This window comes from Serratia sp. NFX21 (assembly GCF_048517035.1).
Classification (GTDB): Bacteria; Pseudomonadota; Gammaproteobacteria; order Enterobacterales; family Enterobacteriaceae; genus Serratia; species Serratia quinivorans.
Map to the genome: position 1 here is coordinate 3086404 of NZ_CP183196.1, position 14604 is coordinate 3101007.

The following is a 14604-nucleotide window of genomic DNA, read 5'->3' on the forward strand; positions in this document are numbered from 1 at the left end:
ACAGTATTGAGCTGTTCTGGCATTTTTTACTCACCGAACCTACTCAGCCTCTTGACCAGCCTGGTAATACACATAGCCTTCCCTGGCCAGGCTATTTTTGATTCTGAAGCGCCAAACTAACGCCAGGGCGATAAACCACAGCGGCATACTGCACAGCGCTATCAGCGTATCCCGGTCAAATACCATCAGCACCAGCGTGAAAGCGAAAAACGCCAACGTCAGCCAGGTCATGATCACCCCGCCCGGCATCTTGAAGGTAGAACGCTCATGCAGTTCGGGCCGTTGCTTACGATAAACCAGATAGGCCACCAGGATCATGCCCCAGCTGTAAACCACCAGTATCGCCGCCACGGTAGAAACAATGGTAAACAGCGTCATCACGTTCGGCATCAGGATCAACAGCATGGTGCCTACCACCATACAGAAGCAGGAGAACATCAGGCTGCGGATTGGAATAGCGGTGGTACGTGACAGTATTTTGAACTGCCCGTGCGCGTGTTTCTCCATCGACAGGCCATACAGCATGCGGGTGCTGGAATAAACCCCGCTGTTGGCCGAAGACATGGCGGAGGTCAAGGCGACAAAGTTAATCACCGCGGCTGCCGCAGGCAAACCAGCCTGGTCGAACAGCATAACGAACGGGCTGCTATCCGGCGAAACGTGGCTCCATGAGGTCACGGCGATAATCGCCAGCATCGAAAACACATAGAAAATGATGATGCGCACCGGGATCACGTTGATCGCTTTGGGCAGTACTTTCTGCGGATTTTTGGTCTCGGCCGACATGGTGCCCAGCAGCTCAATGCCGGTACAGGAGAATATGGCAATCTGGAAGCCGGCAAAAAAGCCGAATATGCCGTGTGGCATAAAGATATTAGGGTCGGTGATATTCCTCACCGAGGCTTTAACCCCATCCGGCGAGGTCCAGCCAATAAATACCATCCAGGCACCGGTCAGGATCAGCGCGATAATGGCAATCACTTTAATGATGGCAAACCAAAACTCGGCTTCACCAAACATCTTCACCGACAGCATATTGAACAGGCACAGCAGCCCCAGGGTCAGCAAGGCCGGCAGCCAGGGCGAAACTTCCGGGTACCAGTACTGCACGTAACCCCCGCAGACCACCACATCGGCAATGCAGGTCACCACCCAACTCAGCCAGTAAGACCAACCGAGAAAAAAACTGGCTTTGGGCCCCAGGTATTCAGAGACGAAATCGGCAAATGAGCGATAGTCGAGCTTGGTCAGCAATAATTCGCCCATCGCCCGCATCACCATAAACATAAAGAAACCGACAATGACGTAGGTCAAAACAATGGAAGTGCCGGAAAGCGCGATGGTTTTGCCCGAGCCCATAAACAACCCGGTGCCAATGGCACCGCCGATGGAAATAAGCTGAATATGGCGTTCGCTCAGACCTCGTTGCAATGTTTGGGCGCAGTCGTGCCCCTCGGTTGAAAGGGTATTCAACCGATGTTGCTTACTTTTTGTCATGGTGTTACCTGTCCGTCATTAAGGCGATTAAGCAGCTTTTACCGCTGCAGCAGGAGTGAAACGCCGTTGGCGTTCTACCGGCAAAAAAGAAATTCAGGCCAAACGCTGCCTGCCCTTTTGTTAAAGGGAAGTAAATATCTGTACGACTCAGAAAACGACTGTTCGAACCGAGTGCCAGCTCACATTTAGCATGCGAAGCATGAGCATGGAGGATAAATGGCTTTATATCAGTGGGTTATTATCATTCCCGTTCAAGAAAAACATGCGACCAACACAGATTTAACATGAATTTAACTCTGGCGTCAGGAAACGGCATTGTCAACACGACACTTAAATAAAATGAAACTTTTTGATCACATTCAAGGTTCTGAAAAATAGATAAAAACGCATTTTATGCACTTTTTATGCATAAAGTATGCGTGGTCAGCTAACCCCTCCTGAAAAAGTAATTAACTATTCATTTTTGCACCGAAAAACCCGCTGGAAACCGCCCCGCAGCCCATCAAGGGGGGGCTAACAAGCGGCACTTTTAATGGTAAATTTGGCGTCGCAAAAGTGTTATGCACTTGGTAAACCACGGTTAAACAAAATAAACACCTCTATATAAAAAAGGTTGGTTATGGAAAAGCTATCCTACGCTTCAGAAAGCAGCACAACGGCCTGGGCCACCTATCTGCAACAAATCGACCGCGTTGCACCTTACCTGGGTGATCTGTCGCGTTGGGTTGATACCCTGCGTCACCCGAAGCGTGCGCTGATCGTTGATATCCCACTGCAGATGGACGACGGTTCAATCCGCCATTTCGAAGGCTTCCGCGTTCAGCACAACCTGTCGCGCGGCCCGGGTAAAGGCGGCATCCGTTATCACCCGGACGTTGATCTCGATGAAGTCATGGCGCTGTCAGCCTGGATGACCATCAAATGTGCGGCAGTCAACCTGCCCTACGGTGGCGCCAAGGGGGGGATCCGCGTCGATCCTTTCAAACTGTCTGAAGGCGAGCTGGAAAGATTGACCCGTCGCTACACCAGCGAAATCGGTTTTATCATCGGGCCACAGAAAGATATCCCGGCACCGGACGTCGGCACCAACTCCAAAGTCATGGCCTGGATGATGGATACCTACTCCATGAACCACGGCACTACCATCACCGGCGTGGTTACCGGCAAACCTATTCACCTGGGCGGCTCTCTGGGTCGTGAGAAAGCCACCGGTCGCGGTGTATTCGTTACCGGCTGTGAAGTGGCAAAACGTCTGGGCGTGCAAATCGAAGGTGCCAAGGTTGCGGTTCAGGGCTTTGGTAACGTGGGCAGCGAAGCCGCCCGCCTGTTTGTTGGTATCGGCGCGCGTGTAGTGGTGATTCAGGACCACTCCGCTACCCTGTTCAACGCCAACGGCATCGATTTGACTGCACTGACCGAATGGCAGGCCAAGAACAAGCAAATCGCCGGCTTCCCTGGCGCCAGCGAAATCGAAAGCGAAGCTTTCTGGTCCGTAGACATGGATATCCTGATCCCAGCCGCACTGGAAGGTCAGATTACCCGTCAACGTGCAGAAATCCTCAGCGCCAAACTGGTTCTGGAAGGCGCTAACGGCCCAACCTACCCAGATGCGGACGACGTGCTGCGTTCACGCAACATCACCGTGGTACCTGACGTTATCTGTAACGCCGGCGGCGTAACGGTCAGCTACTTCGAATGGGTGCAGGACATGGCCAGCTACTTCTGGAGCGAAAGCGAAATCAACGAGCGTATGGACAAGATCATGACCGACGCCATGATTCACGTTTGGAACAAGTCCGAAGAGAAAGAGTGCAGCCTGCGCACAGCGGCTTATATCGTCGCCTGTGAGCGTATCCTGACCGCACGTAAAGAGCGTGGCATTTACCCAGGTTAATGCGTTATCTCTCCCGGCTTGCTCTGCAGGCCGGGATTATTTCAAAGCGATCCCCTTCAACGCAGCAATCGTTTCATCACCTTGCCGGTACTGGTCATCGGTAACCGTTCGACAAACTCAACGACGCGTGGGTATTTAAACGCCGCCAGCCGTTCTTTGGTCCAGGCGATCAGCTGTTCTTCACTCACCGCTTCGTCCAAATCCTTCAGCACCACCACCGCTTTAATCTCTTCGCCGAGTGACGGATGCGCTACGCCAATCACGGCTACCAATGACACGGCCGGATGGCGGATCATCAGTTCTTCAATTTCTCGCGGATAGACGTTAAATCCGCCGCGGATAATCACATCTTTCGACCGGTCGACGATAAAATAGAAGCCATCGGCATCACGGCGTGCCAGGTCACCGGTTCTGAACCAGCCCTTTTCCAGCACCTCGGCCGTGGCTTCCGGGCGGTTAAGGTAGCCCTTCATCACGTTGTGGCCACGCACTGCAATCTCGCCAACCTGATCTATCTCCGTCAATGTTTTGCCGGTGACATCAACCAGACGAACTTCAATCCCCCAAATCGGCTGGCCAATAGAACCCACTTTATTGATCCGCCCCGGATGGTTAAAGGTCGCCACCGGGCTGGTTTCCGATAAGCCATAGCCTTCCAGAATATTCACCCCGAAACGCTGGGCAAAATCTTCAATAATTTGCACCGGCAAACTGGCACCGCCGGAGACCGCCATGCGCAGGTTTTTACGTAACAGGGCAAGATCCGCCGTATCATCCAGCGCGTTCAGTAATGCCCAGTACATGGTGGGGACACCGGCAAAAAAGGTGATGGCGTGCTTTTGCATCAGCGCAATGGCCTGCTTCGCATCGAAACGCGGCACCATGACCAACGTCGCCGCCAGGGCAAAACCGGCGTTCATCTGTACGGTGGAACCAAAGGTATGGAATAGCGGCAACGTCACCAAATGGCGATCGGGATTTTCTAACGAACTATTGAACAACTGTACCGAACCCAGTGCGTTCAGCACCAGATTGGAATGGGTCAGTTCCGCCCCCTTGGCACGGCCGGTGGTGCCGCTGGTGTAGAGGATCACGGCGGTGTCGGACTCCACCGTGCTGACGCTGTCAAAATCGGTGGACTGGCTGCCGATCGCCTGACTGAAACGGTCACCCGCCAGCGGCAGGCTATCGCCGATAATAATAAAATCACGGCAATGTTCTGCGGTTTCAAACGCGCGTCGAGCTTCTTCCCCCAACGTTAATCCATTGCCGCCCTCAAAGCAGAAGAACACTACCGCCTGGCAATCCTGCAGGTAATATTCAAACTCTCCCGCTTTTAACAAGGTGTTCAAAGGGACGACCACCGCACCGGCTTTGAGGATGCCATAGTAAATAGCGGGAAACTCCCAACTGTTCGGGCAAGCCAGCGCCACCCTTTCACCGGGCTGCACTCCCCGGGCAATCAGCAAATTAGCGATCTGATTGGCCTTTTGATTCAACGTGGCGTAGCTAAACTGAATATCCTCCTGCACCAACGCCAGCCGATCCGGAAACGAACGCGCACTCTCTTCAAGCAATGTAGCCAAATTTAGCATGAGGTTTTCTCGAAAGCAGATACCGGGCATGCCCGGTGAGTCATCGACTGAGATACTGCGCGACCTCGCTGAGGTTGCTCTCCCTGAACAGCCTGCGGCGAAAAAAAACCACGGCAGTAATCAGTATAGACGAGGTCATACCAGTGTAAAGGTTCGCGCTCCGCTGCCTGATAGGCTATATGTTAGGGATCATTTCCCCTCCCGGAGAGCCCCTGATGAGCAAGAAAAAGATCCTGATGCTGGTTGGCGATTACGCCGAAGATTATGAAACCATGGTGCCGTTTCAGGCGTTACAAATGATAGGTCATCAGGTGGATGCCGTGTGCCCCGATAAGGCCATAGGCGACTACATCATGACGGCAATCCATGATTTTGACGGCGCGCAAACCTACAGTGAGAAACCGGGTCATCGTTTCACCCTGAACGCCGATTTTTCGGCAGCCAAGGAAGCAGACTACGACGCCCTATTGATCCCCGGCGGCCGAGCGCCAGAGTATCTGCGACTGAACCCGCAGGTCATCAAGCTGGTGCAGGCCTTTGACGCCGCACGCAAGCCCATTGCCGCCGTTTGCCATGGTCCGCAGCTGCTGGCCGCCGCCGGCGTGTTGAAAGGCAGAACCTGTAGCGCCTACCCGGCCTGCGCGCCAGAAGTGCAGTTGGCTGGCGGACACTTTGCCGACATCGGCATCGATCAGGCCCATGTTGATGGCAACCTGGTGACTGCCCCGGCCTGGCCGGCACATCCACAATGGTTGGCGAAATTTGCCGAACTGCTGGCGGAATAACGCAATGAAAAGGCCCGCAACCCAGCGCGGGCCAATATTTTACTTTGACTGTTCGTCGGTTAATTATTCCGCCAACAATTCGAGGTTACTTTAATTGCTCAATCAGAAAGTGAATGTCATAGAGCCAACGTTTTGCCCGGGCGGATCGCACCAGCATATAAACATACAAGGGGCGGATCCTTTCCATCTCAAGATCCCAATGATTACCACGTCGGGATGATGGGGAAAATAATGACACTGATTTAGACTCCTGACGAAAATACAGCTCATGGTTGTAATTACTGCTGTCTATTCGGAAGGCGTCGAAGTAACCATGCATCAGCGTCTCCGACATAGGTAAAGACAGGTTTAGCTCTTTGTTTATTTCGGTATTGAGAGTCACGTCTATGCCCCTTTTGAGCAGGCCCGGCGTGTTATAACGGTCGACCACTGAAATCACCTGCTGCTGAATATCACTTTCCATTTCAACCTCAAACTATTTGGCCGCGAGAATGATGCGATAATATTCAGACCTTTCTTAAGGTAGCGAGTTCTGCATGACAAAGTGATTTTCCTTTTCTTTACACTTTCACCACAGAGTGAATATAAAAATACGCAGAATGTTGTCGGCATCCTGCGTATTAGCATGGTTGTTTACAGTAAATCTTATTGGGTCAGGGAGACATTATTGGCAATAACGCCATCGCCCTGCTTCTCTGCGCTAATACCCCCGCCCAGCACTTTATACAGCGTGATCAGGTTTTGGTATTCGGTTTGCTGAGTGGTAATCAACGACTGACGAGCGCTATACAAGGTACGCTGCGCGTCAAGCATCGTCAGATAGGTATCCACCCCGTGGCGATAACGCAGCTCTGCCAGGCGATAATATTCCTGTGAAGCCGCCACATAGCCGGTTTGTGCCGCTAACTGTTCCTGAATAGTGCCCTTACGCGCCAGGGCATCGGCAGTTTCCTGGAATGCCGTCTGCACCGCTTTCTCGTAGGTGGCAACGTACAGGTCTTTCTGCGCCCTGGTGTAATTCAACTGGGCGGTGTTATAGCCGCCGGTGAAAATCGGCAGGCTGATACTCGGTGCAAATGACCAGACGCCAGCCCCCTTGCTGAACAGTGATGACAATTCCCCACTGCCTATACCGCCACTGGCCGTCAGATTGATAGACGGGAAAAACGCTGCGCGAGCGGAACCGATATTGGCGTTGGCCGCCTTCAGGTTATGCTCAGCCTCCAGCACGTCCGGACGGTTCAGCAGCACCTGGGATGACAGATTCGCCGGAATATCTTTCATTATGCCGGACAATGCTGCGATATCCGTCGGCAACAGGTTCTCAGGTACACTTTGCCCCACCACCAGATCCAGCGCATTTTTCGCCTGTGCGGCGCTGGTGGTGTAGCTGGCCACGTCCGAGCGAGCCTGCTGATACACCGTGTCCGCCGTAGCGACATCAACCATCGACAAAATGCCGTTTTGCTGGTTTTTGCGCGTCACGGCCAGTGACAATTTGGCGCTTTCCATGGTGCCCCTGGCCGCATTCAGGTTGCTGCGTTCGGCGGCCACGTTCACCCAGTCGGTGACGATATCGGCGATCAACGTCAGGCGAGTGCTTTTGGCCGCCTCCGACTCCGCCAGATAGGTTTCAAAGGTCGATCGTGACAGGCTACGGTTCTTGCCGAACAAATCCAGCTCAAATGCACTGGTGCCGGCCGTGGCTTCGTAGCTCTGGCTAATCGCGGTGGCGTTACCGGTTAGTGCCCGCCCACGGCTGCCGTCCACACCGGCGTTAATGGTCGGGAACAAATCGGAGCGCTGCTCGCCGTAGAGCGCCCGCGCCGATTCAATATTGGCAATGGCTTCACGCAGATCTCGACTGCTGCTCAGCCCCATCGCTACCACCTGCCGCAGTTTGGCGTCTACCACATAGTCACGCCACGGAATATCCGGGTAGCTCAGTGATAATTTACCGGAAGGCGCAGTATAAGCCGCCCCCTGCGGCATGGTGGTCGGTACCGGTGCCGCTGGGCGCTGGTAGTTTGGATCCAGCGAGATACACCCCGCCAGTAACAGCGGAAATGTCAGAGTGATTAAACGTTGCAACACATTATTCTCCTGCCTGCGGCGCAGTGTTTTCCAGCGGTTTGGCGACGGTGGTTTTGCGTGAAAACATCCGGCGCACCAAGACGTAGAACAAGGGAACGAAGAAGATCGCCAGTATCGTTGCCGTGATGGTGCCACCAATGATCCCGGTACCGATAGCGATGCGGCTGTTGGCCCCGGCACCGCTGGACACCGCCAGCGGCAACACGCCGGCGCTAAACGCCAGGGAAGTCATCAGAATCGGGCGCAAACGCATGCGTGATGCCTCGACCGCCGCGGCGATCAAGGTTTCACCCCGCAGGTATTTCTCTTCGGCGAATTCGACGATCAAAATGGCGTTCTTGGCCGACAGACCAATGATGGTCAACAGCGCCACCTGGAAGTAAATATCGTTTTCCAGCCCACGCAGGGTGATCGCCAACAGCGACCCGACCACGCCCATCGGCACCACCATCATCACCGCGAACGGAATTGACCAGCTCTCATACAGTGCGGCCAGGCACAGGAACACCACCACCAGTGAAATGGCATACAGGGACCCAGCCTGTCCGCTGGTCAAGCGTTCCTGATAAGACAGACCGCTCCAGGAAAAGCTGCTGGCGGAAGAGAACTGCGCCGCCAGCTTTGCCATCTCATCCATCGCCGTACCGGAACTGGTACCGGGCGCGCCTTCACCGGTGATCTCAAACGACGACAGGCCGTTATAGCGCGACAGGTTTTCCGGCCCGTAGATCCAGTGGGAAGAGGCAAAGGCCGAGAACGGCGTCATGCTGGTGGTACCGCTGCTGAAAGTCCCACGGACAAACCATTTTTCGAGATCTTCCGGTTTTGAACGGTACTCGACGTCACCCTGCATATAGACTTTTTTCACCCGGTTGCGGTCGATAAAGTCGTTGATATAGGTGCTGCCGAAGGCGTTGGTAAGCGTGCTGCTGACGTCGCTATTACTCAGCCCCAACGCCTGCAGTTTGTCATTGTCGATCTCCACCTGCAGCTGTGGCGTATCCGGCAGAGTGTTGGCGCGAACCGCGCTCAGGCTGGGATTTTTCGCCGCCGCCGCAATTATCTGGTCACGCATCACCTGCAACTCTGCACGGGTCGTTGCGCCTTTGGCCTGCAATTCGAAGGTGAAACCGTCAGACTGGCCAAAACCGTCGATCGCCGGAGGGCTCATCGAGAACACCTGGGCATCGCGGATCTTGGCGAAGTGCGCCATCGCACGCTTGGCAATCGCATCAGCGGTATTGGCACTGCCGGAGCGTAAACTCCAGTCTTTCAGGCTGACGAAGGCCATACCGGCGTTTTGTCCACTGCCGCTGAAACCAAAGCCGTTAATGGTGAAAATGGTACTGACGTTGGCCTTCTCATCGTTGAGGAAATAATCTTTTACTTCGTCACTGACCGCCGAGGTACGGGCATTGGTGGCACCGGCAGGCAGCGTATACTGCACCATCACCACCCCCTGATCTTCATTGGGCAGAAAGCCGGTCGGCAAACGTATATACATCACGGCAGCGGCAATCAACAACAGGCCATACAGCAACAGATAGCGCATTGGGCTGTGGATCACCCTGCCGACCTTATCGGCATATTTCTCCTGCAGGCGGTTATAGCCGCGGTTAAATTTGCCCAGCAGGCCCTTGTTGGTCAGTTCCTCATGCGCAGGTTTCAGCAAGGTGGCGCACAGTGCCGGAGCCAGGGTCAACGCCAGGATCACCGACAACACCATGGAAGCCACAATAGTGACCGAGAACTGGCGGTAGATCACCCCGGTGGAACCGCCGAAAAACGCCATCGGCAGGAAGACCGCCGACAGCACCATGGCAATGCCAACCAGCGCGCCGGTGATTTCCTTCATCGATTTTTCGGTTGCCTCGCGCGGCGGCAGTTTCTCTTCCCGCATCACGCGTTCGACGTTCTCCACCACCACGATGGCGTCATCCACCAAGAGTCCGATAGCCAGTACCATGCCAAACAGCGTCAGGGTGTTGATTGAATAGCCGAAGGCGGCGAGTACACCGAAGGTGCCCAACAGCACCACCGGCACGGTAATGGTCGGGATCAGCGTGGTACGCAAGTTCTGCAGGAAGACAAACATCACGATCACCACCAACACCACCGCCTCGATCAGGGTTTTCACCACCTCTTCGATCGAGATATTAATAAAGTCGGTGCTGTCTTTCGGATAGGCCACCTTGTAGCCATGCGGCATTGAGGTTTGGTATTCCGCCACCTTGGCCTTGACCAGTTTGGCGGTATTGAGCGCATTGGCCCCGGCGGCCAGTTTGACGGCAATCCCTGAGGCCGGGTGGCCATTCAAGCGGGCGCTGGAGGAGTAATCCTCGTTGCCCAGTTCAACCCGCGCCACATCGCCCAGGCGCACCAACGCCCCGCTGCTGTCGCTTTTCAGGATAATATTGCGGAACTGCTCCGGCGTTTGCAGCCGCGACTGCGCCTTCACCGTGGCGGTCAGTTGCTGATCGGCACCGGAAGGCAAATCGCCGACCTTACCGGCAGAAACCTGGGTGTTTTGCGCCTCAATCGCCGTTTCCACATCGGACGGCATCAGTGAAAAAGACGCCATTTTGGTCGGGTTAAGCCAGATGCGCATCGCGTATTCTGACCCGAATACCTGCACATCACCGACGCCGTCTATGCGCGACAGCGGATCCTGAATGTTGCTCACCAGATAGTCGGAAATATCCGCCATGCTGGCCTTGTCGGTTTCATCATACAGCCCGACGATCAGCAAAAAACTGCTCTGGGATTTCTTGACCGTGACCCCTTGAGCGGTCACCTCTGCCGGCAGACGACTTTCCGCCTGCTGTACCTTGTTTTGCACCTGCACCTGAGCGATATCCGGATCCGTGCCCTGATCAAAGGTCACGTTAATGCTCACCGAACCGTCGGAGCTGCTGGTAGCAGAGAAATAAAGCAGTCCGTCCAGGCCGGTAAGCTGCTGCTCAATCACCTGGGTAACGCTGTTTTCCAGCGTTTCCGCATCGGCCCCCGGGTAGGTGGCGGAAATGGAAATCTGCGGTGGGGAGACGTCCGGATATTGCGAGATGGGGAGCGAATTGATCGACATCAGGCCACACAGCATGATGATGATCGCAATCACCCAGGCAAACACCGGCCGCCGAATAAAGAACTGCGCCATGGTTATTGATCCCCGCCGTTAGTCGCAGCCTTATTCGCCTGCTGTTGCACTTCAACGGCCTTGACCTCAACGCCGACGGCCACCTTACTGGTGCCTTCGACGATCAGTCGGTCACCTGCATTCAGCCCTTTGTTGACCAGCCAACTGCTGCCGATCACCTGTCCGGTGGTGACGGTGCGTTGTTCCACTTTGTTTTGCGCGTTAACCACCAACGCGGTCGCCTCGCCCCTGGCATTGCGGGTAATGCCCTGTTGCGGTGCCAAAATGCCTTTGGGATCGACCCCGTTGTCCAGGGTGGCATGGACATACATGCCCGGTAGCAATTCGTGCTCGGGGTTAGGGAACACGGCACGCAGCGTGACAGAGCCGGTAGATTCATCCACCGACACTTCGGTCAGTTCCAGCTTGCCGGGGTGGGTATAGGGCGTGCCGTCTTCGAGTTTGATCGCTACCGGCGTGACATCGTCACGTTGTAGTGAAGCCTGCTGCTTGCGCAATTTAAGCAGTTGACTGCTGGACTGGGTGAGATCGACATAGACAGGATCGAGCGCGCGAATGGTTGCCAGTGCATCGGTTTGGCTGGCGGTCACCAGCGCCCCCGGCGTGACCGAAGAAATACCAATACGGCCGGAAATCGGTGCGCGTACCTGGGTATAGGCAAGATTGATTTTGGTGGTTTCCAGCGCCGCCTGATACTGCGCGACGGCGGCTACGGCCTCCAGATAGGTTGCCATCGCATCATCCGCATCCTGTTTGGAGACGCCATTCTCCTTCACCAGTGCGGCATAGCGCTGCGCCTTCAAGCGGCTGGACTTCACCGTAGCCTGGGCACTTTTCAACTGCGCGGCGGCCTGATCGTAACTGGCCTGGTAGGTCGCGGGATCGATTTGATACAGCACCTGTCCGGCTTTGACCTCCGCCCCTTCGGTAAACAGGCGTGCCTTGATAATGCCTTCCACCTGCGGACGAACATCCGAGGTCATGGTGGCATTGACCCGGCCCGTCAGGTCACTGCTCAAGGTGACCGGTTGACTGTGCAACGTTGCCACGCCAACCTCAGGTGCGCCGACCGCACCAGCCGGTGTACTACCGGACTGACCATCACAGGCAGACAACCACAGCGACAGGCTGACCAGTAAAACCTTGTTCCTTTGCATCGACTTTTCATCCTATTGAGAACGTTTATTCTCAATATATAGAAAGCGACGTTTTTAGTCTGACAGGGTTCCGTAAGGATTCAGTAAAAGTGCACTGCAGAGCGAGTGGTGAGCCGGTACGTACGCATTTCACACACCGGCTCAGGGTTTATTTCTTGCGCAGAGGCACGTCTTTCAACAGCCAGGTCAAGGCAAAGGCCAGCGCCATTACTCCCGCCGCAATCTGGTACACCGAGTGGATCGCCCCGCCGAAGGCCTGCAGGTAGTCGTTTTGCAGTTGCGCCGGCAAATGGTGCACGGCATCAGCCCCCAGTGAACGCGGCAGCTCTGCGCCCTCCGGCAGCAAAGTGGCCAGGCGGCTGTGCAGCACATTGGTGAAAATTGCGCCAAACACTGCCACGCCGATAGAGCCGCCAATAGAGCGGAACAGCGTGGCGCTGGAGGTCGCTACCCCCATATGCTTTGGTTCTACGCTGTTTTGCGCCGCCAGGATCATCACCTGCATCACCATACCCAGCCCCAACCCCAGCAGGCTGATGTAGAGGTACAGCAAATGCACCGGGGTCGAGTTCTTCAACGTCCCCAGCAACACCATGCCTGCCAAGGCACACAGGGTGCCGATAATCGGGAAAATGCGGTATTTGCCGCGCTTGCTGATCAACCGACCGCTGATGATCGAACTGAGCATAATCCCACCCATCAGCGGCAGCAGCTGCATCCCGGCCTGGGTAGGCGTGGAATCCTTCACTACCTGCAGATACAGCGGCAGAAAAGTCACCGATCCAAACAGTGACATACCAACGATAAAACCTATCAATGCACAGAGCACAAAGGTTCGATTACGGAACAGGTCGAGCGGAATAATCGGCTCGCTCGCCAGCCGCTCTTCGTAGATAAACCCGCCTATCGACACCAGGCCAAAGGCCAGAATGCACCACAGTTGACCGTCCGACCAGGCCATCACCGTACCGCCCTGGCTGGTAAACAGGATGATGCAGGTCAGTGCCGCCGCGAGATAACTGGCCCCGAGAAAATCAATCTCATGTTTAACCCGATTGACCTTCGACTGGAACACCGCGCCAATCACCAACAGCGCGAAAATCCCCAGCGGCAGGTTGATATAGAAAATCCAGCGCCAGGAGAAATGCTGCACCAGCAATCCGCCGATCAGCGGGCCGACCACCGTCGCCAGACCAAATACCCCGCCAAACAACCCTTGATAGCGTCCACGATCGGCCGGTGGGATCACATCGCCGACCACCGCCATGGTCACCACCAACAGACCCCCACCGCCCAGCCCTTGCAGCGCACGCATCAGGATAAGTTCCGTCATATTCTGTGCCAACCCACACAGCACCGAACCGAGCAGGAACACCACAATGGCGATCTGCAGCACTATCTTGCGACCGAACAGATCGCCAAACTTGCCATACAGCGGCACCACGATGGTGGATGCCAACAGATAGGCGGTCACCACCCACGACAGGTTCTCCAGGCCACCAAATTCGCCAACGATGGTCGGTAATGCGGTAGACACAATGGTCTGATCGAGTGCTGCCAGCAGCATAACCAGCAGCAGCGCGGAGAACAGCAAGCGGATCGAGGGTGCCTGTTCAGACGCCCTGCCGCTTTCTTCGTTGCCTGCTACGTTATCAATACCCATTTAGCCGAGCCTGCTTGTAATTAATTAATCGAGTAATTAATATATGGGTTATTCTTTTCTCCGGTCAATGGATCTCACCGCGATGACAGCACAAAACGTTCAAAAATCACGCCGCCCCGGTCGCCCCAGCGGCAGCGCCAATGGCGCAGAAAAGCGCGAGCATCTGCTCGACACGGCGCTAAATATGTTTGCCCGTCAGGGCATTGCCGAAACTTCACTCAACGCCATCGCCCGTGAGGCCGGCGTGACGCCAGCCATGCTGCACTACTACTTTCACAACCGTGAACAGCTGCTGGATGTGTTGATCGACGAACGTTTTATGCCGGTGAGGCTCGCTGCCAGCAGCGTTTTTGACGCTAATACCGACGATCCGGTGGCCGCATTTACCCAATTGGCGCAGCGGTTTATTGATATCTCCAGCGAGCACCCGTGGTTTCCCCCGCTGTGGCTGCGTGAGGTGATGAGTGATAACGGCGTATTGAAGCAGCGCATGAACGAGCGTTTTGGCGACACCCAGCGCAAAGGTGCGCTGCAATCGATCATCCGTTGGCAGGCGGAAGGTAAACTGCATGCCGGACTGGAACCCTCGTTGCTGTTTATCACCCTGTTTGGCATGACATTGTTGCCGTTGGCCACCGCGCCCAAATGGCACCGCGATGACAGCAACCCACTAAGCGCCGATATTATCGCCCGTCACGCCATTACGCTGTTGACCCACGGTCTGGGGCCACAAGTGTGATTGCAGGGCCAGAGCCGGCCCTG

The 14604-nt window shown here is 55.2% G+C and carries 10 protein-coding genes; 3 read left to right on the top strand and 7 right to left on the bottom strand.

Going from position 1 to position 14604, the window contains the following annotated elements:
* Positions 1 to 39: 39 nt before the first annotated feature.
* The gene (locus tag ACNT1W_RS14605) at positions 40 to 1497 is read right to left on the bottom strand and encodes an amino acid permease (RefSeq protein ID WP_419245769.1); all 1458 of its coding nucleotides are present in this window, start codon (positions 1495 to 1497) and stop codon (positions 40 to 42) included.
* Positions 1498 to 2116: 619 nt separating this feature from the next.
* Between ACNT1W_RS14605 and ACNT1W_RS14610 the strand changes: the two genes are divergently transcribed.
* The gene (locus ACNT1W_RS14610) at positions 2117 to 3391 is read left to right on the top strand and encodes a Glu/Leu/Phe/Val family dehydrogenase (RefSeq protein ID WP_017892875.1); all 1275 of its coding nucleotides are present in this window, start codon (positions 2117 to 2119) and stop codon (positions 3389 to 3391) included.
* Between the two features lie 56 nt (positions 3392 to 3447).
* Here ACNT1W_RS14610 and ACNT1W_RS14615 read toward each other — a convergent pair whose 3' ends face one another.
* Positions 3448 to 4986, bottom strand: a complete 1539-nt coding sequence (locus ACNT1W_RS14615; protein WP_419245770.1) for a long-chain-fatty-acid--CoA ligase — start codon at positions 4984 to 4986, stop codon at positions 3448 to 3450.
* Positions 4987 to 5201: 215 nt separating this feature from the next.
* Between ACNT1W_RS14615 and ACNT1W_RS14620 the strand changes: the two genes are divergently transcribed.
* Positions 5202 to 5771, top strand: coding sequence for a DJ-1/PfpI family protein (locus tag ACNT1W_RS14620; RefSeq protein WP_017892877.1), 570 nt, complete (start codon positions 5202 to 5204; stop codon positions 5769 to 5771).
* Positions 5772 to 5856: 85 nt separating this feature from the next.
* Here ACNT1W_RS14620 and ACNT1W_RS14625 read toward each other — a convergent pair whose 3' ends face one another.
* The 5 genes from ACNT1W_RS14625 to ACNT1W_RS14645 form a co-directional block, all read right to left on the bottom strand.
* A complete protein-coding gene (locus tag ACNT1W_RS14625; protein ID WP_012145204.1) occupies positions 5857 to 6234 on the bottom strand; it encodes a DUF1493 family protein in 378 nt (125 codons plus the stop codon).
* Between the two features lie 182 nt (positions 6235 to 6416).
* Positions 6417 to 7865, bottom strand: coding sequence for an efflux transporter outer membrane subunit (locus ACNT1W_RS14630; protein WP_419245771.1), 1449 nt, complete (start codon positions 7863 to 7865; stop codon positions 6417 to 6419).
* Position 7866: 1 nt separating this feature from the next.
* A complete protein-coding gene (locus tag ACNT1W_RS14635; RefSeq protein WP_419245772.1) occupies positions 7867 to 11022 on the bottom strand; it encodes an efflux RND transporter permease subunit in 3156 nt (1051 codons plus the stop codon).
* A gap of 2 nt (positions 11023 to 11024) precedes the next feature.
* A complete protein-coding gene (locus tag ACNT1W_RS14640; protein ID WP_419245773.1) occupies positions 11025 to 12179 on the bottom strand; it encodes an efflux RND transporter periplasmic adaptor subunit in 1155 nt (384 codons plus the stop codon).
* A 148-nt stretch (positions 12180 to 12327) separates the two neighbouring features.
* A complete protein-coding gene (locus ACNT1W_RS14645; RefSeq protein WP_126501695.1) occupies positions 12328 to 13842 on the bottom strand; it encodes an MDR family MFS transporter in 1515 nt (504 codons plus the stop codon).
* Positions 13843 to 13885: 43 nt separating this feature from the next.
* Here ACNT1W_RS14645 and ACNT1W_RS14650 point away from each other — a divergent pair, with 43 nt between their 5' ends.
* On the top strand, positions 13886 to 14581 hold the full coding sequence (locus tag ACNT1W_RS14650) for a TetR/AcrR family transcriptional regulator (RefSeq protein WP_419245774.1): 696 nt from the start codon (positions 13886 to 13888) through the stop codon (positions 14579 to 14581).
* Positions 14582 to 14604: the final 23 nt, after the last annotated feature.